14 protein-coding genes are annotated in these 25,972 nt (G+C 55.2%); 5 read left to right on the top strand and 9 right to left on the bottom strand.

Features of this window, described 5'->3' with window-relative positions; all coding sequences use genetic code 11:
* The first annotated feature begins 147 nt into the window (after nucleotides 1-147).
* The 3 genes from CCALI_RS08535 (at nucleotide 148) to CCALI_RS08525 (ending at nucleotide 3,706) form a co-directional block, all read left to right on the top strand.
* Entirely contained in the window at nucleotides 148-1,545 is a 1,398-nt protein-coding gene (locus tag CCALI_RS08535; protein WP_016483075.1) for a selenium-binding family protein, read from the top strand.
* 99 nt (nucleotides 1,546-1,644) lie between these two features.
* Nucleotides 1,645-2,289, top strand: a complete 645-nt coding sequence (locus CCALI_RS08530) for a hypothetical protein (RefSeq protein WP_044950158.1) — start codon at nucleotides 1,645-1,647, stop codon at nucleotides 2,287-2,289.
* A 97-nt stretch (nucleotides 2,290-2,386) separates the two neighbouring features.
* A complete protein-coding gene (locus CCALI_RS08525; protein ID WP_231730022.1) occupies nucleotides 2,387-3,706 on the top strand; it encodes a redoxin domain-containing protein in 1,320 nt (439 codons plus the stop codon).
* Between the two features lie 10 nt (nucleotides 3,707-3,716).
* Here CCALI_RS08525 and CCALI_RS08515 read toward each other — a convergent pair whose 3' ends face one another.
* Nucleotides 3,717-5,585, bottom strand: a complete 1,869-nt coding sequence (locus CCALI_RS08515) for a hypothetical protein (protein ID WP_016483071.1) — start codon at nucleotides 5,583-5,585, stop codon at nucleotides 3,717-3,719.
* 470 nt (nucleotides 5,586-6,055) lie between these two features.
* Between CCALI_RS08515 and CCALI_RS08505 the strand changes: the two genes are divergently transcribed.
* The gene (locus CCALI_RS08505; RefSeq protein ID WP_016483070.1) at nucleotides 6,056-8,131 is read left to right on the top strand and encodes an ATP-dependent DNA helicase; all 2,076 of its coding nucleotides are present in this window, start codon (nucleotides 6,056-6,058) and stop codon (nucleotides 8,129-8,131) included.
* A gap of 20 nt (nucleotides 8,132-8,151) precedes the next feature.
* Here the strand turns inward: CCALI_RS08505 and CCALI_RS08500 are convergent, their stop codons facing one another.
* The 5 genes from CCALI_RS08500 to CCALI_RS08480 form a co-directional block, all read right to left on the bottom strand.
* A complete protein-coding gene (locus CCALI_RS08500; RefSeq protein ID WP_016483069.1) occupies nucleotides 8,152-13,218 on the bottom strand; it encodes a glycoside hydrolase family 2 TIM barrel-domain containing protein in 5,067 nt (1,688 codons plus the stop codon).
* A gap of 84 nt (nucleotides 13,219-13,302) precedes the next feature.
* Nucleotides 13,303-15,438, bottom strand: coding sequence for a hypothetical protein (locus CCALI_RS08495; protein ID WP_044949039.1), 2,136 nt, complete (start codon nucleotides 15,436-15,438; stop codon nucleotides 13,303-13,305).
* Nucleotides 15,439-15,521: 83 nt separating this feature from the next.
* A complete protein-coding gene (locus CCALI_RS08490) occupies nucleotides 15,522-16,949 on the bottom strand; it encodes a sulfatase family protein (protein ID WP_016483067.1) in 1,428 nt (475 codons plus the stop codon).
* 50 nt (nucleotides 16,950-16,999) lie between these two features.
* Nucleotides 17,000-18,109, bottom strand: coding sequence for a polysaccharide pyruvyl transferase CsaB (gene csaB, locus CCALI_RS08485; RefSeq protein WP_016483066.1), 1,110 nt, complete (start codon nucleotides 18,107-18,109; stop codon nucleotides 17,000-17,002).
* Nucleotides 18,110-18,115: 6 nt separating this feature from the next.
* Nucleotides 18,116-20,188 (bottom strand): DUF5693 family protein, encoded by a 2,073-nt coding sequence (locus CCALI_RS08480; RefSeq protein ID WP_155850516.1) that lies wholly within the window; start codon nucleotides 20,186-20,188, stop codon nucleotides 18,116-18,118.
* Between the two features lie 460 nt (nucleotides 20,189-20,648).
* Here CCALI_RS08480 and CCALI_RS08470 point away from each other — a divergent pair, with 460 nt between their 5' ends.
* Nucleotides 20,649-21,506: an NAD-dependent epimerase/dehydratase family protein gene (locus CCALI_RS08470; RefSeq protein ID WP_231730023.1), complete on the top strand. Its 858-nt coding sequence runs from the start codon at nucleotides 20,649-20,651 to the stop codon at nucleotides 21,504-21,506.
* Between the two features lie 42 nt (nucleotides 21,507-21,548).
* Here the strand turns inward: CCALI_RS08470 and CCALI_RS08465 are convergent, their stop codons facing one another.
* Genes CCALI_RS08465 through CCALI_RS08455 form a run of 3 tightly spaced genes read right to left on the bottom strand, consistent with a single transcriptional unit; the run spans nucleotide 21,549 to nucleotide 25,971 of the window.
* Nucleotides 21,549-23,978 (bottom strand): alpha-L-rhamnosidase-related protein, encoded by a 2,430-nt coding sequence (locus CCALI_RS08465; protein WP_016483063.1) that lies wholly within the window; start codon nucleotides 23,976-23,978, stop codon nucleotides 21,549-21,551.
* Nucleotides 23,979-23,994: 16 nt separating this feature from the next.
* Nucleotides 23,995-25,131, bottom strand: coding sequence for an LptF/LptG family permease (locus tag CCALI_RS08460; protein WP_016483062.1), 1,137 nt, complete (start codon nucleotides 25,129-25,131; stop codon nucleotides 23,995-23,997).
* A 15-nt stretch (nucleotides 25,132-25,146) separates the two neighbouring features.
* Nucleotides 25,147-25,971, bottom strand: a complete 825-nt coding sequence (locus tag CCALI_RS08455; RefSeq protein WP_016483061.1) for a class II aldolase/adducin family protein — start codon at nucleotides 25,969-25,971, stop codon at nucleotides 25,147-25,149.
* Nucleotide 25,972 lies beyond the last annotated feature (1 nt).

The raw sequence follows: 25,972 nt of genomic DNA, 5'->3' as shown, positions 1-25,972 counted from the left end.
ACTTCGCTCGCAAGAAAAAAATTGTACCCCGTAGATCTCTGCACCGTCCGTTGACACGATAGGGAAAAAGGTGTACAATGGCGAAAGTCTACTATCTAAGTCCAGATTATCAACTTAGTGTCCAGGTCTCGTCTGAGAGGTGCCAAAATGCGTTTACAGCCCGATCCTACGTTCTATCCTTCACCGCGCATGGCCATGCAAGCTCCCAAAGAGCGTGTGGCTTTCGTTGCTGGATTGAGTGTGCATCCGAACGAACACCCTGATGCCCTCTTCGTGGTAGATGTAGATCCTAACTCCGCATCTTACGGCCAGATCGTAGGGCAAGTGACCATGCCCAACAAGGGCGATGAGCTGCACCATTTCGGTTGGAATGCCTGTAGTGCTGCCCTTTGCCCCTACGCCCCTCATCCCCATGTGGAGCGTCGCTATCTAGTGGTACCCGGACTGCGCTCTTCACGCATCTACATTCTCGACACGAAGCCTGACCCCCGCAACCCCCAAATTGTCAAGATCATCGAGCCAAACGAGGTGTTTCTGCGGGCAGGTTACTCGCGGCCCCATACCGTCCACTGCGGGCCGGACGGCCTCTACGTAAGCGCGTTAGGCAACCCAGATGGCGAGGGACCCGGCGGTGTCTTTGTGTTAGATCATGAGACATTCGAAGTGCTGGGTCGCTGGGAAGTGGATAGAGGCCCTCAGTACTTGGCTTATGACTTCTGGTGGCATCTCGGCTACGACGTCATGATCACCAGCGAGTGGGGCACGCCCAAAATGATCGAGGATGGTCTAAACCCGGAACTGCTCCTCAACGCGCAATACGGCCACTCACTGCATTTTTGGGATTTGCGACGACGTCGCCATCAACAGGCTGTTGATCTTGGCAAGGAACATCAAATGGTGCTGGAACTACGCCCCGCTCATGACCCCACCAAGCCCTACGGTTTTGCTGGTGTGGTGGTCTCGTTAAAAGACCTCTCGGCCTCCATCTGGCTTTGGCAACTTACAAAAGAGGGCTGGACAATCCAGAAGGTCATTGAGATACCTGCCGAGCCGGTAGAAGATGTTGCTCTGCTGCCGCCACTTCTCCAAGGGTTCAAGGCGGTACCGCCCCTTCTTACCGACATCGTTCTCTCTTTAGACGACCGCTTCCTTTATGCCTCCTGCTGGGGAACTGGCGAGTTACGCCAATATGATGTTTCAGATCCTCTGCATCCAAAGCTCACCGGCTCTGTTCATTTAGGCGGGATCGTGCGCAGAGCGGCACACCCCAAAAACCCCAACAAGCCCCTAAACGGCGGCCCGCAAATGGTGGAGGGAAGCCGCGACGGACAAAGGGTCTACTTTACGAACTCGCTCTATCGCACTTGGGACGACCAGTTTTATCCCGATGGTGTTCGCAGCTGGATGGCTAAGGTAGATGTGTTGCCTGAAGGCGGTATGAAACTCGATCCTAACTTTTTCCTCGAGTTCGATGAGTCGCTTCGTGCCCATCAAATTCGCCTTGAAGGTGGAGACGCCTCCTCCGATTCCTACTGCTTCCCGTAAACCATTCGGAGCCCGATTATGCGCGGGCTCCGAACCCCGACGTTACATGGTGAAAGCGAGACCCTTGAAGAGAGCGATTTCTGTATAAACATTATTTCTATGAGTCCCTTTTCTATTTGGCTCTCCCTGTTTCTCATGGGAGCTTACCATGGCCTAAACCCCGGAATGGGGTGGCTGTTTGCGGTGGCGCTTGGGCTGCAAGAACAGAACAGCCGAGCCGTGTGGCGGGCTCTTGTGCCATTGGGGCTAGGGCATCTACTTTCCATTGGAATCGTTGTGGGGCTTTTGCAACTGCTTAGCTTCAGTTTGCCCTTGCCTTTCTTACGTGTGGCAAGTGCCGTCGTGCTGATCGGCTTTGGGCTTTATCGCCTCTTACGGGTTCGTCATCCGCGTTGGGTGGGGATGAAGGTTCGTTTCTGGGACCTCACCCTCTGGTCTTTTATCATGGCCTCGGCGCATGGAGCTGGGCTTATGCTGATACCCTTTCTCCTTCCCCAACAGAAGCCGCACCCAATGCCCCACATGCATCACGCCATGCCGCAGCCAACGTCCTCTTTCCACCCTCTTCAGGGTTGGATTGGGGTCGGCTTTCACACGCTCGGCTACCTCATCGTAACAAGTGGGCTTGCTCTTGTGGTCTATCACAAAATAGGGCTGGCCATTTTGCGGCGCGCTTGGCTGAACTTCGACTACCTGTGGGGGTGGATGCTCGTCGCTATTGGCCTCCTCGCGCTGTTTTGGTAAAGTAAGTCACAATATCTTGACATTGCAATCGTTGCGTGATACAATTGCCAAAGAGGGCTAGCAGAAAACGCTCTAGCGACCCTCCTGGAGGTTCCAGATGTCTCGAATAGTCAACGCCATTCTGCTAAGTTCTGCGCTGCTCGGTCTTACCGTGCACGGAGCCGCTCTGCCCAGTCAACCTCCAACCTCTCGAAATGCAGTAGCTAGCCAAAAAGCCAAAGCAGCTGCCATTCTGCAGAAGGTGCATGAGGCCTATGCTCAATTGAAAACGTTTCAGGCACGCTTCACCAACTACATGACCATGCAGTTTCAGCAGCAAACCATTAGTAGGGTTAGTAGGGTCATGAATGGAGAGGTGGCCTTCAACAGCCCAAAGCACTGCGCGTATCGTATACAGGTGGCCGGTTCCAACGAATCCCCATTACCGGCACCGATCGTGGTCAGCGATGGCAAACAGGTATGGATGGTCGTAGGGAATAGGTACCTACAGAAACCTGTCAGTGAGGCAGAAGGGGTGATGGGGCTGAGCATGGGGTTTACAAATAACTCCCTATCAGAACCCAACCAGATCAAATCACCTCTTGATATTTTTGCCCCTAACCTAGCAGCAGGCCAGATACCCAAGGACATCCGCCTTGTTGCCTACAAACCGCTCGATGGGAAGCCGGCTTACGTGCTTCAGTTTACCGAACCGCTTCCAACGCCCGCCTCTGCTGGCATGAACCTTACTGTCCAAGTTTGGGTGGATGCCGCCACTCACTTTATTCGGCGCCTGGTTGAGCGTGGGCGATTTCAGGGGATTTCTATGAAGATGGTGGAGGATATCCAGCCTCTACCGGTAGACAAACCCCTGCCCGATTCACTGTTCACCTATCAACCTCCGAAGGACGCCCAGAAGGTGGAGACCGTTGCAGAGCTGTTGAATCTACCCAACCCGGGCAGTACCCCAAATGCAGCCACCAATGACTCCTCCCAAAAACGTGCGGCCAAACTGATTGGCAAACCCGCTCCAGACTTTACCCTAAAGACGATAGACGGTAAAACCGTTTCGCTGCACGACCTGCGCGGCAAGATCGTTCTTCTCGATTTCTCCACCTCTTGGTGACCCGCCTGTAATGCGGAGGCTCCGCATCTACAAAACGAGATTTGGCCTCAACTGAAGCAGCAGGGCGCCGTGCTTCTCCTTATTGATGGTGGTGAGAAGTTGCAACCCATTTTAGACTTCCGCAAAAGGCACAAACTCACATTTCCCATTCTCGACGATGCAGACAACAAGGTAGATGATGCCTATCTGATCGAGGCCATTCCCACCAACGTGGTGATTGACAAAGAGGGCATTGTGCGTTATTGGGCGGAAGGCTTTGACCCCAATGCGCTTAAAAGCGCTCTCAAGCAACTTAATATCGAGCTGAAGTAGCAGAAGATGCCTACTTCCCCGGCGGTTTGTTACCTCCCTTTGCGGGAGGAAGAAGCGTTGAGTTGGAGGGAGAAGGGCTGGATTTGGAGGTCTCTTCCTCTTCGCGGGTGCCTTCGATGGTACCTCCAACGCCGCTTATCGTCTCCTCGCCCTCCTTCGTTCCAATGACGATAGGGGCATCGAAGTGGGCAGTTGTACCCTGATTGTCTTTATAGTCCACGGGAGGGTAGAGGGTCAGTTGCTGCGTCGTGTCGTTGTACTTAGCATAGGCTGCAGTAAGGTTACGCTCTATCAGTTTGCCATCCGAGTCGGTAAAGCTCTGGATGGCATGCAAGTTACCGGTAAGGGTAAATAACTTGGTCTGCGTATCTTCCACTACCCGATCACAGTAGAGAGTAACCCCATGTACGCGAATGTCGTTGGCAGGGGTATCGGTAGGCTGGTTAGCATTTTCTGGTGTGTTGCTTGCGCTGGCAACGCTCTTGTTGGGGGCCGGTGGGCTTGATTTCGGCTTCAGCTTCAGCACCACATTGCCTTCAAACACATCTTGATGGGCTTTATCGTCAAGATGTGCTCTATTGCACGAGCCGAAGTACTGAGGGCTGTCGTAGGTGAGGTGACCCGTGGCGTCAATCTGATCGGTTTTGTAGTTCCAAACAAGCTCATCACCGGAAAGAGTGAAATCTTTCTCTTTATAGACGAAGTTATGCACAATACGCGTAGATGTTTTCGCTGAGTCGCTCCAAGGGCCTGTCCAGGTTAGCGTAAAAGGAACTTTGGTTGTGTTTTGCGAGGGTTTTGCCGTTTGGGGAGCCGAGGCCGCTGTGGAGGCCAAGGCAACGAGAGCCACCGCAGTTTTACCGTTGAAAGAGCGCAGCACATGAATAGGCATTGGTTTTACCTCGACATCTGTTTTGGAAAGGGAAGGGGCGGCATTGGGTAGCGAAATCGGTAGATCGGCGCTTATTGTGCCGCCGCTAAGTCCGGTTAGCAGTTGGCGTTTAATATCCACCGCCACATTTCGTGATGCAAACTGAATGCCCTGCCATAGACCCGTAACCTCGTTGGGAAATCGCAGAGTCTGATCGGGCAAAGACCAAAAGGCGCTATCTGATCGCAGCACATGAGGAGCTTCATGCGGATCTGAAAGCGTAAATTCCACTCCGTCGTGGCAGTCCGCTGTACGCGTTTGCGGGTCGAAACGCAGTTGGGCGACCTTTATCTGTGCGTTCTTATAGAGCAAGGTAGCTCCCTGATGGCAGAAGGCCAGTAGTTTAGGGTTACCAAATGGGCGTGGAACCAACTGAAGTAGAGTGATGGAGGGAGCCGTAAGCTGCTCGCCTCGTTGCATCTTCACCAGTACATGCCCCTCTAAGCGAAACTGCCAGCGTACATAGTAGCGTGTCTGCAGCCCTATCGGCAGGCTTGTGTTATCCACAAGTGTGGAGTAGCGTCCTTGATCGGCAGAAAAGGAGGCTAGGGGAGGCTTGGTCGGCACAAGAGGATTAATGGCTGGAGGGCGCGGCGGTAGGAGAGCAGGTGATGGCGAGGTCGCCGTGTTGACCTGGTAGAGCTTGCCATCGCGGATGCCTACAATAGTGGCATTTTGTATTCCTCCATTGAGCGTGCCTCCCGACGGCGAATAGACCTCCACGCGGTCGGCATGAAGCGACCAGTTGACGACGCCATCTAAAACGGCCACAAAGGGTGCGTCCGTTAGCAGAAGCGCTGGGCCGGAGGTAACCTGTGGGCGTGGGGCAAACAGGTCCCCCGGCGAAGGCTCGGCCCAGCGATAGGCGAAGTAGAGGCCGCCTATGAAGCCGAGCGCGCTTAAGACGCCCGCAACAACCCGAACCCAGTTTCGATAAATCGCTTTCATTTTGGCTTATCTATTTCCGAACTTTTGCCGGATCGGCAAAGATCTCCTTCTGGGTTTTTTCGCCCGCCCATCACTTCGATCATCTCATGGAGTCTCGCCTCCGTCTTGACAACCCGTCTGCGTTTCGCTCTTGACAGTGCTGTTGACAAACGATCTACCTTCTTGACGACGATCTTCAGGCAGACCTTGCCCGTTGTGCGACGGATTTCAGGTATCGGCATCATCCTTACACTTATACCTGCTCTCCAGTGGAGCATGAGGAGTGCCATCTTTCTTGAAATACGTTAGGTAGGTGGAAACGTTCTCTTCGTGCGAACGAGACAGGCCGAACCCACCTATTCATTGATCACCGCCTTCCACCAGATTGCTTATAGAAACATGTTTCTCACCTTAACCCTTCACAAATTTCCTTCTGCCCACCGCTGCTGGGCAGTATAATGATAGAAAGATTGTGATTCGGAGAGGGTGAGGTGTCTGAAGAGAAAACGCCGGGTGGCAATAGAGGGGGGAGGCAAGGGCACAACTCAGCCAAAACCATATCTTTAGAAAAGCTGCTTGGCCCTAACGGGCCTCTTGCCCGCCATTTGAAAAGCTACGAGTTTCGAGCCGAACAGCTTGAGGTGGCTACGGCCATAGAGCAGGCTATGGAGGAGGGTAAGGTCTGTTTGGTTGAGGCGGGCACCGGCGTTGGCAAAACTTTGGCCTACCTTATTCCTGCCGTACGGGAGGCGCTGAAAGGGCGCATAACGGTTATCAGCACGCACACTATCGGGCTACAAACTCAGCTGATTCAAAAGGACATTCCTTTAGCGCTCAGTCTTTTCCCAGGAGCCAAAGATCGGGTTCGCGCCACCCTCATGAAGGGACGTGGCAACTACCTGTGCAAGCTCGAATTAGAGAACGCGAAACATAACCTATTTCTCCTTGGCGATCCGCTCTTTAAACAGGTGGAGCGCTGGCAGAGCCGACCTGGGTGCAGCGGCGATGTGGCCGACCTTCCCTTCCCCTTCTCCGCATGGAACGAGATCGCCTGCAACGTAGATACCTGTCGGGGCCAAGAGTGCCGTTTCTATGAAGAGTGTTTCTACTACCGTATGCGCCACGAGGCCACGGAGAGCGAGATCATCGTGGTGAATCACGCGCTGTTTTTGAGCGACCTTGCGCTTCGCTACACCGAGCCGGAGGCCGGTATTCTACCGGACTACCACCATGTAGTCCTCGACGAAGCCCATCACATAGAGGACGTTGCCACGAAAACCTTTGGCATTGAATATAGCGCGCGGCGACTGTCGAATCTCCTCGAACGCATTGGCTATCGCAACGACCTCGACATTGATAAAACCCGTCTGCAGGCGTTGGAGCAGATGAATGCCGAGCTCTTTACCCTACTTGCGCAGGGTAAACGCTCAGAGTACCTTCTGGAAGAGGGGTTGGATGAGCAGAAACTGCAGCAAGCCAGCGAACTGGCGGCGCTGCTGCAGAATAGCCTACGGGCTTTGGAGGGGGAGCTGCTAGATATCGCTCGTCAAGATGAAAGCCTACGTGATGTGGCTGAAGGGCTCGGCCATCTCTGCGGCAGAGCACGTGAGGAGCTGCAACTTCTTTTTTCAGAACAACAGGAAAACCACATCCGATGGGTGGAGGTTTACGGGGAGACCGTACGTACCGCGAAAGCAAGGGAGGCTCAAAGCAATATCCCCCTGCCACGGGTGGTATTACATCGTACCCCTGTCTCCATTGCTGAGGTACTGGACAAAGCCCTTTGGCAAAGCGAGCGCCTACTGCGTCGCACAGGAAGCGTCACCCTCATCTCGGCGACGCTGGCCACATCCGGCTCGTTTGAGTTTTTGAGAAAACGCCTTGGTATTCCTGAGGATGCTATCGAGCGCATTGTAGGAAGTCCCTTCCGATATAAGGAGCAGGCGTTACTCTACGTGCCCGCACATCTCCCTGAACCGACTTCCCAACCCTCCCCCTGCTATATCGAGCAAGTTGTGGAAGAGATCGTTAGGATTTTGAATCTTACAGAGGGCCGCGCGTTTCTTCTGTTCACCTCCCGCGCCATGCTCGACGCCGTGAAGGAGCGGCTGCGTCTGTTGGTGCCCTACCCGCTCTTCGTGCAGGGTGAGATGCCTGCCGGCATGTTGTTAGAGGCGTTTCGCAACAGCCAAAACGGATGCCTCTTAGGGTTACAAACGTTCTGGGAAGGTGTAGACATCCCCGGCGATGCGCTCTCCTGCGTCATCATAGACCGCTTGCCCTTTGCGGTACCTGACTCGCCGATCATGCGCGCTCGCCAAAAAGAGATCGTTGAGCAAGAGGGCGACTGGTTTCGCGATCTCGCCATGCCCATTGCCCAGATCAAGCTGAAGCAGGGCTTCGGCCGGCTGATTCGCTCGCACTCCGATCGTGGCATCGTCTGCATTTTAGATACTCGCCTTATTAAACGCGGCTATGGAGCCGAATTTGTGCGCCATCTGCCGCCCGCCTCGCGTGCTAGCAAATGGTTTCGTGTGGAACGCTTTTGGAGAGAGGGGAGAGTTTAAAAGCTCTCCCCCTCCACCCGCTATCGCTGGGCAGACTGTTGAGATGAGGCCGGCACCGTGGCTGCCGTTACCGCGAGCAGCACGGGCACGCCCACGCGATCAGGGCCGTACTCCAGATCGATCGAGCTTATCTCCACGTTAGGCCGTGGGTTGTTCCACTGCATGGAGTAGGCCACCGCATAGGAGCCATCGGGATAGCGCCCTTCCCACGCGATCTGAGCACCGGCAATCGGCGTTGGCTGCGCCTGCTGGTAGTTCTCTACGTCTATTTCCGAATAGATAGGAATCTTCACTGTTTGCCCATCTGCGTAGTGCACCACATAGTCCGCCATTTCGAACTGCTTGCCCTGTCGCAGCTCATCGCTGTTGCGACGCCGGTCAATGCGTGCGGTTTGTAGGAAGAATAACGCATCGGCCTTCTGACCGACAGCGATGCCTCTTACCGCCTCTGGCAAATTGCCCGATACCCCGTTGCCTCCCAGCATGATGCAGTTAGGTACCGGTGAGGTAGGAAAGTCGTATACGTCGTAGAGCACACCAGCAAAGGTATGGCGCCCTGTGGGCAGGTTGGCGAACGTGTGATTCTTGTCGCCAAACCACTCGCTTCGGAACTGGTTGGCCTGCTTCGCAATAGAAATGGGGTTGTAGGCCAGGGGTTGTCCGGCGATAATGGTTGGACCAGTGGCAAAAGGAGCGTTGAGATTGCGTAGCAGGACGGCTAGCAGCCGACGCTTCTTCTCCACGTTTTCGGGAACCGACTCGACATCCTTGAAAAGGAGGTTGCAGAGAAGAATGCCGCCCTGTCCTTGCGGGTACTCCATCATGCCACCTATATTGAGCAGGGGCTTTACTTTTTGATAGAACTCTGGGCTGCGTTGAGCATACAGATAGATGTTATCTACACCAATAACAGGCTTTACCCCCGGAAGAACCTTCCATTTCGCCAGTTCAAGAGTAATATGCTGGCCGGTACGCGGTGGAACGATGTCGTAGGTATGGGGGTTATTGTCAGGTGGTGTATCTATGGTGACCATATGGCTGCGATCGTTGTCGAAGATAAGGTTCACCTGCGTTGTTGGGTAGTAGAAGGTGTTGCCTATCCAGGTAAAGCGTACAATGGTTTGTGGTTTCGGTAAATCCATCTCGATGTCGAGAGGGCCGGACTTGGGAACCGGCACATCCACAATGAGGGGCCAACCGTCTGCCGAGACGAAGCCGTTAACGATGTTGTAGTAGAAATCGTTATTGAATTTGGCGAATGGGGCGACCTCGTCGTAATCTACCACGTAGCTGAACTCATCGGAAACCACATAGTTTCCCTCCGTCCATGGAAAGATCCGCTGATCGGAGTACATAGTGATATCCGAAGCGCTCATGCCAGCGGTTAAAGGGTTTCGGGGGTAGGCGAAGGTAACCCGTTCGCGACGGAACGGCCGGATCATATGGTCGAAGCCCACAATGCGGTTGTAGTCGCTCAGCCCCTCTGGAGTTAGCCCATTGAAGACGATCCACCCACCAGCTTGGGTAAAGGCGTGAACGGCATCGAGGTTATCGGCTAGTTTCTTCAAATTATCCGGGCTAGCTTCAATAAGCGCCAAACGGTTGCCAGGCGGGGTAATGGCTTGCAAGGGATCATCCACCTGGGTATAGAGGAGACCCGTTGCTTTCACCGCATGCTCGAATGCCGAGTTCGCCTGCGCTGTGAGCGTTACCTGGCGATAGGTCTGTTTGTAGCTAGCTGCGTAGGCCAGCAGATTCCAAAGCAGATGCTGTGCTACCGTGTTGTCGGCCAGTTTACTTTCTAACAGCAGTTGGCTTAGCAGCATCAACCCCTTTCCAACCGGAATCTCCACAAGAGCAGTGTTCGTTAGCCCGGCTCCGCACTCGATCAGAGAGCGTGCCGCTCCGGTAGATGGCTTTGCATAAGCGTTTTGGTAGACGACCTCGTCGTTGCCCCAGGTGAAGAAGTCCTTATCTTCAAGGCCTTGCACCACGGGATGCGCTGTGTTTTCAATGAAGGCCACGCGCCCGTCGTTCTCTTGAGCCTCCATCGGCACCGGCAGGCCCTGATACTTCAAGGGGTTGCGCTGTTCTAGCACGATCACTCGCCCACCATCGGCAGCAAATGCCGCTAAGCGACTTGAGGTGCTCTCCTCCAATGTCAGCGCGTCCTTTCCCACCAACAGCACGCGGCAATCCGAGGGAATTTGGGACAGGCTGGTAAGAGGTGTATAGGCGATCCCGTTCTGCTGTAGAAAGGTGGCTACCGCACCAGAAGGGTCGTAGACGGCGAAGTTTTGCGAGGAAAGCGCGTGCAACGCCTGTTGCTCTTCGTTGGAGGGTTCTGCTGGCAACACGGAGACCTGCTTCACATCCTGGAAAACGGGCTGCCCGCCCACCAGCAGCGTTAGAAGCAGCTTGCCCTCGGCGCGTTGGGTTACTTGGGGCATCGGCAGGCTTATGGTGAACACCTCGCGATCGCCAGGAGCTACGTTATGTACAGAGCTAGAGGAAGCTGTTGTTTGGTTATTGAACTGAAGTTCCCATTTAAAGGTAATCGGGGAGCTATCGTGGGTATCGTTGAAAATGCCCATGGTACGCGAGACTTTTTGACCGGAACGGAACGTCCAATCCCACTGCCTACAAAAGACAGCACGAGGCGAGAAGGAGTTGTGCGCAAGCCCTGCCGTGTCGGCGTTGCCCACATAAAAATCCCAAGCGGCATAGTTGCCCCACCGATAGCCTTGTTGAAGGATGGTCTCCATTAGCCCGCAGGCTGGGATATTCCCATCCTTGCCGCTAAATACCTGCTCCCCGCCGATATAGGACAGTTCTGGATGAATCCCGGTGAAAAAGTAGTCCTCACCGAGAAAGCGGGGTCTTTTTTCATCCCAAACCCAACGCCCGCGGCCACCCCCTTTCGGGTTAGCCTGATACGCCATGTCGGGATAGGCCGTAATGCCACCAGGGTTGTCGAACGCCACGTAATGGTTTCCAAAGACGGGGAGCGTGTTGGCGAGTGTGGCGCCACCACCATCGCTCATCACCGGGCGGGTTGGGTCGGCGGCCTCGACCGCTTGGGCGACCTCCGTTTCAATGGGCTCCCAAAAGTCGCAAAGCCCCATGTTGATCACATTGATGTAGAGCCATTCGTTTTCGATAGACCAGATCATGATGGAAGGGTGATTCCGCTCGGCTCGCACTTGAGCTACTATCTGACGCTTCCAGTTTTGGGGCAGCTCCGCTTTTACAAGCGCGTTGCCGGCATCGTAGTTCATAGCTTCCCCATCAAGAATTCCGCACCGACGCACTACCACGCCGTTGCGATCCATAAAATCTAGGGCTTGATCCGGCGTCATTCCGAAGAATGGACGATAGCCTCCCTGAGACACTCCATAGAGCCGATACATGGTCTGATGTGTCTTGCGATAGTTCTCGAGCCACTCTTCTGGGGTATTGCCGTCTACGCCGTCCTCCCATCCGTGAAAGACCACACCGTTCAGCAGGAGATGTGTTCCTTGAATAGACCACTCGCGGAACCCAAAAGAGGTCTCTGATACATCAACGGGCTTGCCATCAAGTTTCACGATGGTGCGCAAGAGATAGAGATGTGGATCGTCCGGCCACCAAAGATGAGGGTTCGGCCAACCGCCCCCTAGTGTGAGCGTTTGGTCGGCCTGGGCGGGGAGATGAAAAGACTGCGCAGGGAACGAGCGCGCAACGGCGCCTGTAGAAGCGTCTACCGCTTCGGCAACAACGGTGCCTTCCATGGGCTTTGCAGCATCGTTCCGAAGAGTAACCTCCACATCCAAGCGCTTTTGGTTTACTGAGGGTTTACAGAACACGTCTTCAGCGTAGACACGGCCGGCCGCCACCAAAGAAGGCGTTGCGAGTATGCCGGACTCGAAAGCGTGCCCAATAGGATAGGCAAGATGCTGAAAGCCCATATAAGCGAAGTTGATGGGCACATTGAACTGCTTGCGTAGCACCATAGGGTCTTTCGGGTCGGTTACAAATCCGTACCATGCATCTCTTATGCCCACATCTATCGTGTTAACTTTGCCGGGTTGAACGCCGCGTGTGATGTCTAGTTGGAAGTGAACAAATGGGTTAGGGTTGAAACCACAGTAGACTCCGTTGACGTAGACGGTTGTATTGAGGTTGTTTTCCGGAAAAACGAGGTAAAAGGAACGCCCAGCATACGTGGCAGGAACAAAAACTCGTGTACGATACCAGAGGCGATGGGCGAAGAGCAGGTCAGGACGCGCCTCGTTTTTGTCGCTCGGCACAGGAATGGCTGTCCAAAAGGGGTGTTTTGGTGGATAGTCTCTGATAGGAGCATCCACAACAGTAGGCAAGGCTTCGTCGTCACGACAGACCTCCCATAGGCCTTTCAGCGCTATCGTTACCCTCTCGCTTGATGTTTGGGGGTTTGGCAGAGAGAAAACCTGATGGGCGGCCTGAATATCCTGTGGTGTGCGCCAGTCTTGGCCTGGGCGGTACTTTCCGTTCGGGACGAAGTGACCTGGGTAGATACAGAGCGCATCTGAGGCGTAGAGGATGCGCTGCACTTTGCCGTTTGCATCGTGGATAACAGGCAGATGGATTTGCAGGATATGGCTGCCGGCCGCCAAAGGAAGCGTGCCCATCTTCAGCCAAGCAACCTCATTCCAATCTTGCAGCTCCATGAGGTCCGTTGTTAGCCTATTGGGTGAAACGGTGGCCCAAGGACGTCCATCAATCCGCCATTGGAAAGGAGAACGCACAAACTCATAGCCAATGCGGTTCCAAATCTCATAGGTGGCGGCATGGGATAGTGCGAAGCGATAGGAGATGGTAATGCCGTTGGGCACAGTGCTCTCAACTTTATTATCGTCTATGGAAATCTGTAGCCATTTGTTATTCGAGAGAAACTCGGCATGCCCCCACCCTGCAATGGTGGGTTTAAACGAGGAGGGGGTGAGATCGGTGAAGTTCTCTCCTTCTAGCCACACGTAATCGGCTGCAGAGGCTTGCCTGGCTAGGAAAAAGCCCATGCAGCCGAAGAGAAGCCCGATCAGAAGATGAGTAAAGCGCTTTACTAACATGGAGTATCCTCCCTCTTGCTTGAAACTTTTGGGAAATCGGTATATTGTAACAGAAAGTGACCAACTTTTAGTTCCCTGACCGCTCTAACGGCTAGAACACCATCCCAATCGTCTGTTTCTCGCTTGCGAGATGAGCTTAGGATGGTTTCGTGATGCCAATGTTACCGCAGCATGCGGTGCCGGATACTTCCAGAAGCCGTAGCACTGCCCCCCGACCCATAGCATGCGCGTCTTAGGATCTACCCGCAGCCACTGCGTTTCATGGGGGCCACCAGGCTGTAGTCCGTTACGCAGAGGCGTGTGAACAGTGAGGTTTTGCCATGTACGCCCCCCATCGAAAGAGGCGATAACCGCGTTCGTGCAGGCATAGAGATCTGCACGGCAACCCACATATACATTGTTAGGGTCGCCCGGGTCGAGAGCAACGCTGGCCGCATGCACATTGCCGTACTGATCTTTCGGTAGCTCCACTTCGCTGAGGGTGCCGTTGGACTGTAGGCATTTCAGCCTATCGGCGGAGACGACCCAAAAAAGATGTCTTTTCCCATCGTAGGCGAGGTCGGTTATGCCTCCAGGCACCTCTGCTACGCGATGCCAAGTAAGCCCATGATCGATAGAAAAGACGATGGCATTACCCTGTTTTCCAAAAAGCTGATGCGGCGGTAAGGGGTTGGCGATATAGACCCCATCGCAGCCTTGCATGGGCGCCCAGGTACGCCCTCGATCCGTGCTACGCCAGTTCGAAGCGAAACAGATAGAGGGATTTGTTGGGTCGCTATAGCTAACGTCGGCGCCAGCGAAAACGACTTTCTGCCCCTCTCGGGTTTGGGCAAACTGCCAGGTTTTGCCGCCGTCGTAGGAGATCTTAAGGGTACGAGGCCCTGTCCATGAGGGCGCATCGCCCGACCACATAACCTGCCCATCAGGAGTATATCCGCCATACTCGAACCCACCCCATCCCTGTCCGGAGACGTTGCAGTACGTCCACGTGAATCCGTCATCTAGCGTTACGGCGGCATTATAGTCCTGAAACGAGGTAAACAGCTTTCCAGGCGCTGTGGGGCTAAAGTTAAAGGAGCTACCCACCATAACCGCGTTTTCTCCGTTGCTCCACCAGTGATAGGTAGCTCCTCCATCGGTGCTACGGACTACCCAGCCGCCCAAAGCATCGGAATAGACAATACGGGGGTCGCTAGGGCTGTAGGCGCAGTGCATATCCGGCTGCGTAAAGGGCAGGAAGGCCAGGGTATTATCCCAGGTAGGTTTGTGCCACATGTTACCCCCATCTTGGCTATAGTATACATAGTGCTCCCACCACTGTTGCCCTCCATGAAGGCACGACATCTCATTGGGGTCTGCCGGGCTTACCGCAATGCTAAGGATGGGGACATCCGTTGGCAATCCAATGTTTTTCCCTACCGGATGAAAACTCTGTCCTTCATCGGTAGAGAGAAACACCCCTCCCTTCCGCGCAATGTAGATGTAGTTAGGGCGCGTGAGGATCACGCAGATGCCGTAGATGGGTTCCGCGCTAAGTCGTTGGAAGCTCTGGCCTCCGTCCTCACTCCGATAAAGGCCGGGGTGTTTGGCATCGCTACCGGCAAGGTAGACAAAACCTTTTGTAGGATGAACTGCCACGTTCATATCGCCCATATCGGCGTTGACGAGCGTCCAGATTGTGCCGCCATCGGTCGTTTTATAGAGGCCGCCATCGCGTGTATCAAAATAGGCAACTTTACAAAACCCTTTTATCGAATCGTAGCTACTGGGATCGTAGGCCAGAGAGATTCGGTTACCATCGTTGCCCTCCTTACGGGGCAGCACCTCTTGCCAACTTGCGCCTCGATTGGTGGAGAGATAGAGCCCATTGGAATCGCTGAAGTCGTTTGAGTTGCCTCCGGTACCCAAAACACGGTCTGCATTTCGGGGGTCTATTGCAAAATAGTTCCCTCCTCGTGCGTACCAGCCGACCATGCATACCTGCCAATGTTTTCCGCCGTCTAGAGTGCGGTAGATGCCCCCTACGTCTGTGCCCATCATAAGGAAGTTCGGGTCGGTTTGGGAAATGACGAGGGTGCGGATCATCTGGGCGCCCTCTCCACCAGGTGAAACCCCAGAATCGCGCATCGTTTTCGTAATAAGGGGTACTGGAATCCAGGCGGTGTTGTCGGTAGGGGCTGATGTTGCCTCTAGAGGCAGCAATAAACAAAGTATCAGCAAAGCTCTTCCCAGACCGAGCGGCTTGCTCCTAGGCTGTTCGAAACGCGGGTGCATCCTAATTAAACCCTCAATCGCATATCAATTTAGCTGGTCTTCTTGGTTTCGTCTCTTTCGTAGCCAATGAAATCCCCTTCTGGCTGTTTCTCATCGCCTGTTGGCTCCTTTTCTTCACCGGTGAGGCGTTTATCACGCGGCAAGGCGGCATCCATGCGCCCAATCCGCCGTAGGGGAATGGGTTGAATAGGCAAGGGATCGGGCAGCCCTGTCTCCTCCACGCGGCGGGCTACCCAACTCTCCAGCTTGGCCTTCAGTTGCTCGGTCACTTCCGGATAGGTGTTGGCCACGTTGGTTAGCTCGCCTGGGTCGTTGGTTAGATCGTAGAGCTCGATCTCGGAGCGGCCGTGGAGGTCGGGGATTTCCAGCGGAACGATTAACTTCCACGTTGCGGTGCGGATGCCTCGTTTTTTCATCCAAGTGTTTTCTGTGAGGTGTATCCAGTCGGTAGTGCCGCGTTGGGTAGAGGAGGGGGAATGAATGAGCGGAATAAGGCTTCTGCCCATCATGCCCTCGCGTTCGGCGAGGTCGCTCAAGCCGAGGATGTCGAGAATAGTGGGGGCGAGGTCAAGCATCTGTGTGAGCCCGCCGATTCGCACGCCGGCCGGCAAGAGTGCAGGGCATCGAAGGATCAGCGGGATGTGTACGTTTGTGTCGTACAGGCCGTGATGATCGAACCAACAGCCGTGCTCATCGAGCTCTTCGCCGTGGTCGGCCGTAATGACAAGGCAGGTATCCTCGCTCAATCCGAGGGCGTCGAGGTGGGTCATAAGATGAGCGAGGCAGGTATCGAGGTAGGCGATCTCGGCATCGTACTGCGCTTTCGGAAACTCGATATCGGTAACGTCCGGCATCCACTCAGCAAAGTAGCGATTGAAGGCTTCAAACTCCCAAACTGCATCCATGCTAGGGTTATTGGGGGCTTTTTCATCCCCTGCATAGAACATGCGGCTAAATGGCGGCGGCGGGAGGTAAGGGGTGTGAGGGTCCCAGAAGTGAAAGAAGAGGAAAAAAGGCTTATCTTGATTAGCTGCGCGTGTGAGCACGCGAAGAGCCGCGGCCAACACGGCTTCGCCTTTACGCAGCTCGTTGCGATTAGAGGTATCCCAACCGTAAGGCTCAATATACTCGAAACCTCGGGCAAACCAGCGCCCTAGATTGTCGGCGGCTGCCGTAAAAAACCCTTGTTCTTGTAAGATTTCCGCCAACATCCGCACGCCCTGCGCCGGCTCGGGTTGCGTGGCCTGGCTTGTTATCTGATGCGCATAGATATCCTTTCCGGTCATCATGGTGGTATGGCCGGGGAAGGTGGGGATATGCGGACTAAAGAAATCCGTAAAAAGCACCCCTTCAGCAGCGATCTGATCGAGATGGGGGCTCGTTTTTCTATGATAACCATAGCAGCTGAGGTGGTCTGCGCGCGTAGTGTCCAGACTGATGAGAATCACGTTTGTCATAGCGAAGGCTCCTTCTAGAAGGGTACACAAGGGGTTGTTATATAATTCGCCTAACAGGCGCTAATAACCTTCAGAGCGATCTTCATATTCTGCAGAGCACGTTCCTCCATCGTTTGGCTTACAGCAGATAGCCTTTGCTGATAGGCAGCCCGCTGGTCTAGCAGCTCTTTCACCTTTTCGGCAACGTCCTGCGGGTCGAAATCGTGCCAGTGGGCGATGTTCTGTTCTAGCCCGAAGAGGCGCATCTGGCTTTCAATTTTTTGATCGTAACGAAGAGCAAACGGCGGAACGGCTGCACGGACGGCAAAGATGAGTGCGTGCAAGCGCATGGCGATCGTTGCCTGCATATGGGCGATAGCACTTAGCAGTTGATGAGGGGAGATGGCCTGTTCGAGGAGAAGAGGCGGTTGGGAAAAGCTGCCTTGATGGATGAGAGCACGCGCAAAGGCGACATCTTGCGGCTGTTGCATGGGGATAAGGATCGGCTGCGCCGCACACACGGCCTCTAACGCCGAGAGCAGTTGGAGATAGGGTCGGGTGGTCTGCTCACCGGCGGCCCCCCATGGGCGTAAGGCGACTCCGACAAGTGGTCGCTTGCATGCCGCCAACTCGCCAAGCAGCGGCTTGGCAGAGGCGTCGGGGATAAGGCAAAAAGCGGGGTCGGCAGTAACCTCGATGGAAGTATGATGCACACCGATCTTCCGAAGCAGGTGGGCTGATTCCTCATCGCGCACGGTGATGAAGGCCGCGCGCTCGGCGGCGGCGCGTACGAGTCGTCGTGAGATGCCGCGATGAAGCGGTCCCAAACCCTGCGCAAAGAACATCACCGGCTTACGAAGGCGTAGTGCTAGCGCTATGACCAATAGATAGTAGATCAGCGAACGTAGACTGGTAGCGTCCTGCAGAAGGCTGCCGCCTCCACAGAGCAACATGTCGCTTTGTTGTAACGCCCGCTTTACAGGGGCGAGTTGCATTCGGTGCACCGCGTCGAGGTTGTGGAGGGCCGCGGTCGCCTGCGGGTTTTGCGACAGCACCAGCAGTTGCACCCGATCGCCTGCTAGCCGTTGAAAGCCTGCCTTAATGCCAGCAAGCACCGCCTCATCGCCCGCATTGCCGCAGCCATAGTAGCCGGAAAGTACGAATCGGCACGGCTTCATCATCACCGTTTACGAGACGGGGAGAGAGGCTTTGGTCGGTTCTGCAGGCCGCCCGTCCGATGTCACCGTTTCAGAGCGCTTCACCAGCTCGGAAGGTTTTAACGGGAAGAGCGCTTCAACCACCAAGAAGATGGCCGCGCCGATGAGGCCCCCTAAGAGAATACCCAGCCCTCCCCGCCATGCCGAAACGATGAGTGGAGTATGGATGTGACAGAACGTGTTAAGCAAAGAGACCTGCCCGATGCTGCCCACCACAAAAGTGGGTAAGGCCAATCGCCTTCTCCCTCTCCACCACCAAGCAAAGGCCAGCACAAAGGCAGGATGCCCTATGAGAAACTCTTTCGTGCGCGGGCGTACGGGCAGAAGATGGTCTAGCAGAGCACGGAACTTCAGCTCCAGCGGGCTTACCCCCACGGCGGCATCGTTGCCTGTACGAACAAGCATAATGGCCAGCACAGCCAAAGCCACGATGCTTAACAACAGAATGCTGTAGCGTGCAGGCTCATTGAGATTTCGGCGCAGCCCGGTAAGGGCACGCTCCTTCCAAACCGACCAACTCTCTCCTATACGCGCCTTTCCGCCCTGCAACAGCACGAGAGCGATCAGCAGAATGGGGATAGCGTGCTGTGCCTTGATGCCAAGAAACTGATCGGTTTTTGTAAGAAAGATACGTGAGGCCAACAGGCCGACAACCAACAGGATGCCGGGAAGGGTGAGCAAGCTCGCCTGCAGCAGGGTGCGTATGGCACGGCGTAGAGAATCTCTATTCGAGTAGATCGAGGTAGCCGGTTCTAGGTTGGGCAAAAAGGTAAGACAAGCGATGGCTGGAAACGCGATTCCTGCGGCTAGCGCCGTAAGCTGGCGCCCCTTGACATGGACGAGAGCGAGAAGTCCAAACACCACGGCTAAACCCACGGTCAAGGCCAGATCCTGGCGTTTGGAGAGCGGCACAATAAGAGCCAGCATCCAGGCTACGCCGGCGCCTACGGCAAGCCCCATAAGAGCAAAAAGCCCTACGGGCAGCTCTAGTCGTTGAAAGGGATGCGCCGGTCCGAAAACAAAGCCTCCGCCCGTCCACACCCCTCCATGCTCGATGCGCCGTGCGATCCGTTTGATATAGAGCGCATTCTGGGCTACCGCATTTGAGCCCGCATCGGTTAGCAGATGGATGTAGCAGAGTCGGATATTGCGCTCACGTACCGCAAGGCCGAACCGTTCCACCATGGCCGAATCGGTCATTTGTCCCATCTCTGCCGGCAGAATGCTGTGCACACGCACATAATCTCCTTTTAAGGCCTGCGTGAGGTCGGCCACTCCCTTCTGCTTTCCGAACTCGATATCGCCGTAGACGATGCCGTGAGCCGGTCGAAGCAAAGGTGCGATAGCCTTCTCCTGCCCACGATATCCGAGCACCTCATCGCCATTGAAGATCACCACCGAGGCGCCTTGGGCAACAAGGCTCTGTAAAACAGCAGCGGCTGTAGCTGTCGAGACCCCTGGAAAGTTGGCGATACGAGCGACGATCTGTAGGCCCGCCTGTTTGGCTGCGGCAACCCCTAGGGGCGGTAATCCGATGCCGAGCGTTCGCAGATGGGCATAATCTAGGTTAGCCTCCAAGGCGACACTGTGGCGTGCAACCTGAGGGTCCACAATAAACCGAGTGATGCCGGCGTGCGGTTCGGGAAACGACTCTGGGGAGGGATAGTCATTGACCGTAATCCCTCGGGCGCGCAGTGCCGCCCCAATGCGGGTAAGAAGGTCCTCACTGCGCACCACGGCCAGCGTGTAGGAGTGGCCATCCGGCAACGGCTCGTAAATAGGGCGTATGGCACCGGTGGTCTCGAGCAGCATGGGGGTGTCTTCAGTAAGAATGAGCGCGCTGAGTCCCTGACGTTTGAAGTCCTGTAAAACGCTCGCCAGTGGAACATTTGCAAAGCGCGCAAGCTGATCCACCTCTGCATACTCCACACCCAACGCCACACGCCGATTGGCCATCTCCACATGGAAGCGTCGGTGGACGGCAATGAGTGCGGCAAGTAGACCAACGGTCAGTAACAGCCAGGTAATCGGTGATCGTCTCATGCTCAGTTTTACGGTATTTTTCAAGGGCAGAGTGCCTCGCACCCTGCCCCTCGATAGACCATTAGATACTAAACTTATCTCGCACGCCTCGGTTCCACGGTCAACTTAATAGTAGCCTCGACTTGCCAAGGCGTCTGTGGTTGGAGGCCTTATTCTACTCGAAGGAAGAGGAAAAATCAATATGGAGCGGTCTTCATAGAGAAGCTCCGCCGACGGACGGATGGGCCAACGTCCATCGGCGGAGCGCAAACAGATTTTCGGCAGGACATTTCCTGCCCTTAAGAGCAAAGGGAGATTTTTTCCAAATATGCCAGCTGTAGCAGCCCATGAAATTTTTTTCTTCCTTAACACCAAAACTCATCGCCCAAAGCGCCAATGCGAGGGTATAATAGAGGGCGGGTTTCGATGCTGTAATCGTTTCGAAGCAATTTGCCAATAAAGGATAAAAACAGCGTTGCGCGTGCTCGTTACTGGTAGCGAAGGTTTTATTGGACAGGCACAGGTGGCCGCTCTTTTGGAAGCTGGCCATGAGGTGCGAACTTTCGATCAGCGCTCTGCGCGTCAGCGCGAGTGGGAGCATATCCCCGGCGATATTCGTGACATCTATGCCCTACGTAAAGCGGTACAGGGTATGGACGCTATTGTCCATTTGGCAGCTATTCCCAACGACCGCCATGGGGGTGAGGCGGATGTGTTGGATGTGAACGTGCGCGGCACCTTGAATGTGCTTATTGCAGCGCATGAGGCCGAAATCGGGCGGGTCGTGTTCTACTCTAGCATCAACGCCATCGGCTGCGTTGGCCGATTCGGCAAGGCGCACTACCTGCCGGTAGACGACTTCCATCCGCATCACCCTATGACTCCCTACCAGCTCTCAAAACATCTGGGGGAGGAGGCCTGTCGCTCCTACTCGGAGCGTTACGGCATCGTGACCGCCTGCTTACGTCCCACCTTTGTGACTCGTGAAGACCACTATTCTGGTCATTGGTTTCCAGCTGAGGAGGGGCGTTGGCCGAGCTACAGCATTGAGCTTTTTGCTTATGTAGACGTGCGCGACGTATGCCAAGCTGGGCTGCTCGCCCTCACCGCGCAAGGCTTTCTGCATGCTGGATTCCTTCTCACTGCCGACGACACAGGCCTCCCCATCCCCACGGAAGAGGCTGTCAAGCGCTTTTTCCCCGATCATCCTTGGCAGCAGGATAGGACAGCCTATCTTGCTGAAAACCCTTATCGCTCTCTTGTAGACTGCAGTCAGGCAAAATGCCTCCTCGGTTGGCAGCCCAAACACTCCTGGCGCAACTACCGTTCGAACTCTTAAGTCAACCTCATGATAATGGCACCCATAGAAGGCATTGCCCTATCAAAGCCTCACTTCCTGTGTGCCGGCAAACAGCGGTTGCTCTCGCCCGCCCCATATTAGCGTGCCTTTTACCCCTTCAGGCAGTGCCACACGCCCTTGGAGTTTGCCATCGGTAAAAGTGAAATCGGCCTCTATAGACCCTTTTGGATGGACGAGCACTCCCGCAAGCGAATTTAACGGCCCAGGCTGCGGTGCTATGCGCACGCGGTCGAATCCAAAACGTGCTGGCCGAATGCCTAGCAGTGTAGCGAAATAGTGGTAAAGCGGATGCGCTCCCCAACCATGGCAGTCGGAGCGGGTTGGTTCAGGCATCTCGATAGTGGTGCAAAGCCCCAGCGCTTTGAGGTCGAACCAAAGCGCCAGCCGTTCCAGAAGCGCATCGGGTCGCCCCAGAATGCGATAGGCTTCGAAAAGATAGTGGGTAAAGGAGATGGTTGTTCGGTGCAGATCGGGCAAGGCAGAGGATGTGGAGCTTGACGTAAAAAGCGTTTCCCCTAATCGCTCATAGCGCTCCTGAGGGACTAGGCCGCTAAGCAAAGCGAGACACTGTGCATGTTCGGAAAAAGAGGTGTGCGCTAGATCGTCGGCATAAAGACCGCGCGATTCGTTCCAGAAGTGCTCGTCCGTTGTATGAGCCAGCTCCTCTGCAAGTCGCTTATAGCGCGCCGCAAGCTCCGGTTCATCCAGCCAGCGTTCAAGGGCCTCCATCATCTTAAGCGCCATAACCAACTGCCAATTCAACGGCGCGCTCGCTCCCCACTGTCCATCTGGTGGGATTCCGTGCCTCCATGCCGGCACCCAGTCCAAAAAGTTCCAACCGAGCGGCCCGCGCATAAGACCATCAGCCCCTCGATGCGCCAGAAAATACTCGAGAACGCCGCGGGCGCCAGGAAGGAGCGAACGAATGAAGGATGGATCACCTCGCCATAAAGCGTAGTCATAGATCATCGCGACCCACCAGAGCGAAAAGGGCGGAATAATCTGTTGTACGCGTGATGGGTAGCGCGATTGCGTTAATCCATTCAGAAGACGGCTGGCATCGAAAAGCTGAAGCGCCTTGCGCGGCAGACGATCGTCTCTGGTAAGTACGTAGGTCACCAAAGCCTCTAAGCGTGTGTCGCCCACGTACATCAGCTGCTCGTAATAGGGGCAGTCCATATAGGTCTCATGGGCGCACATCTGCAGCGCCCTCAGTGCCAACGGCGTCACCGTTTCTAAACGCGCATCGGAACAAGAGAACTGGCTCTCCATCTCTAGAGGATAGCGCGTTTCATGGAGCCGAAGGCTCTCCAATAAAAGCGGCTCGTCCTTTGTTTCGACGGCGATCTCAAGGTAGCGCCCTGCCTGCCACCATAGGGTATCGAAACGGCGTGAACGCCCCCCATCGGGCAGAAACGTATCGCCGACACCCTCTTTTAAATGCCAAAGCGTTACAAAATATTTGCCCTCAATGGCGTTCCGGTCGCCTTTCGTTTTGGCATCCGGTTCGTTGAAAAGCGATTCCTGCCAATGGAGGCGTAGGGTCGCACCACGTCCTCCACTGACCACAACCTCTGGATAGGCACACACATAGTCCTCCAGATCCACTAACACACGGCGTCGCGTGTTTGGAGGAACGATAAGGGGTTGCTGAGCACTCCAAAGCTGTTGCCAAGCTATCGCCTCCTCTATGAGGTGATCGGCCTGACGCACCGGCAGGGAACTCGTTTGTAAAGAGGGCACCGCAGCCACATGCCGCACCCGTCCTCGTTCCCAACACCTCTCCATCATGGGCGGTAAGGCGGCTGGCAACAGCAGGTGCATTGGGGCATGGTCGTTCACGTACCGCCGCGCATCTACCCCTGGCTCCAACGTCTCCACCGGCTGCCATCCCTCGCCTTCACCGCGTTCGAACCCCCAGGAAAACGCCGTACCCTCTAGAAGCAGGTTATCTCCTGTGCCCCAGGCTGCCAGCGGGTCTATGAAGGTATAGCCCCCCAACCGTTTGGCCTCCCACACTGCCCTTCCAGTGCCGATAAGGTCGTAGAACGCCTCCTCTTGTGGGGAGAGTAAGAAGCCATGGTGAAGGCTCATTTGGGCATAGGGCGCCCGCGGCCCCAAAGTCCACACGCGCGCCACCAATATGTGCGGCCCGGCGGAGAGGGTCTCTTCATAGGTCTCGAAGAACCAGTGCTGCACATCGCCTCGCTCGCTTCCCCGACCGATGCGCACTCCATCGAGAAACAGATCGTAACGCTCATCGGCGGTTACGTGGAAGCGCAACGTGGCCGGTTCGTTAAGTTCAAAGCGACACCGATAGGCCACGACAAACGGTGGGGCGCCGGGGTTTGGCAGCGTTATCCACCGGCATGGCCACGTGCCGAAATCGGGCCAACCCTTGTCGGCATGAAGCTGCGCATAGGGATCGTCGAAAAGAGAGATACGTCCCATAAAACCTCCTTGAAGGCTATTCACTGCGAACGATCATCCAGAGGCCCCAAGCGGAGAACAGCACGTTTTGCGACCAAGCGGCCACTAAAGGCGGCAGCAAAGGCGGGCTGCCCTGCGGGCCGGGAGAGCCCAAAATACGGGCTAGGAGCAGCGTGTTCCAGTAGACGAAGACAAGGCAGATGGAGAGCAGTGTACCTCCAAATCCGCCAGAACGCCCAAATCGCATGGCAATGGGAGGGCAGCAAAGCGCCATCACCAGGCAAGAGAAGGGCACCGACAGCTTAAAATAGTAGTCCAAAATAAGCCGATAGTCCGTGATATGCCTTGCACGCTCCGCCGCGATCTGCTGGCCGAGCTGGTGAAGGGTCAGCATCGAGGAAGTGGCTAGTTGTCCCATAGGCATCTGCAGCACCATGCCGTTTTGAAATGCTTGAGGGTCTGCTGGAATGGTGTAACGAACCGTCTGCGGCCAGCTTAGCAATGGGCGATCGGGATGTTCGGGGTCAAAGGAGATAATGAGCGGTCGGTAGAGAGTCCAGACGCCGTTTTGATAGCGCCCGGAAGAGGCGATCGCCACAAACGGCTGTGTGCTGCCGATAAGGCGCGCGCTGGCGTTGATCTCTACATCGTGTAGCTCGATGTAGCCCTTATGGGCTATCATAGAGCCCACTCCCACCACATAGTTCTGGTCGGAAGAGACGAACGATTGGCCGGCTAGAGGAGTAAGCGATTTGAGATGGGTAATCAGCTCGCCTACGACCTCCTGGTAGCGGATAATCGAGGCCGGCACGACCGTCTCTCCAAAGTAGAAGTCCACCACCGAGACCACAAACCCTATAAGAAAAATGGGGGTAAAGATGCGCATCACGCTGACGCCTGCCGAACGCAACACGGTGATCTCGGAATCACGGCTTAGGCGGCTTACCGCCAACGAGGCCCCTACCGCCATAGCGACCGGCATCGTCATATGCACCAGAAACGGAATAAAAAAGAGCGTGATGCGCACGATATAGGCAAGCGGCACCTGAAATTGAAGGAAAACCTGCGCGTTGTTGTAAAGCACGGAGCCGGTGAGCAGCAGAACGATAGTGGCCTGCCCGATGAGGAAGGGCACCGTCATTTCGCGTAGCAGGTAGCGCGCAAGAATGCGCATAGGGATTCTCTTTGTTCAGAAGATATGTTGATCCACGTTGAAGGCATCGCATATCATGCGAAGCTCGTGGGTGGAGAGACCATCGGCAAGCCCGTGGTTGGTCAGGTTCATGTACTCGTAGCGCGCACCGGTTTCCGCATACTCAATGAGGTCGCAAGCGCGTTTTACCGAGACATCGGAGCGCGCTAACACACCATGTTTGCCCCACACTACGATGCGATGATCACGCATCATGCGCACATTTCCCAGCATCAGTTCCGGTGAACCCGGAAGCATAAAGGGTAGAAACCCGATGCCATCGGGAATATTAACGATGGATTCGGGTTGCCAGCGTAGAACATGACGGCTGAGATAGAGCGAATCCTGATAACGGGCAATGTGGCTTAGATAGACGAGATGGAAGGGCTGGGCGTGCACCAGCGCATGGAAATTCAGGTCATTCCGCGTGACCTGGTCTCGATGTACGGCAATATGCGAGTTCAGTTCGGATGTCGGTGTTTTGAAAAGGCGCTCCCGTGCTGTATAGAGCGTCCCTTGTCGTCCTCCCTCCTCAATACGCAGATAGGCGAGGTTTCCGTGCGGGTTACGAATGATCTCGCGCAGCCTTCTACCGGCGCCTGTCACCAAAAAGCCGTGACCAACAAGCTCTGGGGCTGCTGTTGGAAGGGTAAAAGGCTCGCTGATAGGAAATTCGTCTGTGGGGTCTAGTTCCCAACCCAGATAGACGGAAATATTGCCGGCCGAGCCTTCACTGGCTTCGATCTCGGCCAACCGCTGTCCGGCCTCTCCGATGAGGGTCATGAGAGTGGATAAGGAAGGATAAGGTTCTGGAATACGCATA

It is taken from the genome of Chthonomonas calidirosea T49, from assembly GCF_000427095.1.
Classification (GTDB): Bacteria; Armatimonadota; Chthonomonadetes; order Chthonomonadales; family Chthonomonadaceae; genus Chthonomonas; species Chthonomonas calidirosea.
The sequence above is the reverse complement of the archived record's forward strand: the minus strand, read 5'-3'. Positions and strand labels throughout refer to the sequence as shown.

Bases quoted from the DNA above. Each gene is read 5' to 3' on its own strand.
- CCALI_RS08535 (WP_016483075.1), top strand. From the start codon at position 148: ATGCGTTTACAGCCCGATCCTACGTTCTATCCTTCACCGCGCATGGCC.
- CCALI_RS08530 (WP_044950158.1), top strand. From the start codon at position 1,645: ATGAGTCCCTTTTCTATTTGGCTCTCCCTGTTTCTCATGGGAGCTTAC.
- CCALI_RS08515 (WP_016483071.1), bottom strand. From the start codon at position 5,585: ATGAAAGCGATTTATCGAAACTGGGTTCGGGTTGTTGCGGGCGTCTTA.
- CCALI_RS08500 (WP_016483069.1), bottom strand. From the start codon at position 13,218: ATGTTAGTAAAGCGCTTTACTCATCTTCTGATCGGGCTTCTCTTCGGC.
- CCALI_RS08490 (WP_016483067.1), bottom strand. From the start codon at position 16,949: ATGACAAACGTGATTCTCATCAGTCTGGACACTACGCGCGCAGACCAC.
- csaB (WP_016483066.1), bottom strand. From the start codon at position 18,109: ATGATGAAGCCGTGCCGATTCGTACTTTCCGGCTACTATGGCTGCGGC.
- CCALI_RS08480 (WP_155850516.1), bottom strand. From the start codon at position 20,188: ATGAGACGATCACCGATTACCTGGCTGTTACTGACCGTTGGTCTACTT.
- CCALI_RS08465 (WP_016483063.1), bottom strand. From the start codon at position 23,978: ATGGGACGTATCTCTCTTTTCGACGATCCCTATGCGCAGCTTCATGCC.
- CCALI_RS08460 (WP_016483062.1), bottom strand. From the start codon at position 25,131: ATGCGCATTCTTGCGCGCTACCTGCTACGCGAAATGACGGTGCCCTTC.
- CCALI_RS08455 (WP_016483061.1), bottom strand. From the start codon at position 25,971: ATGCGTATTCCAGAACCTTATCCTTCCTTATCCACTCTCATGACCCTC.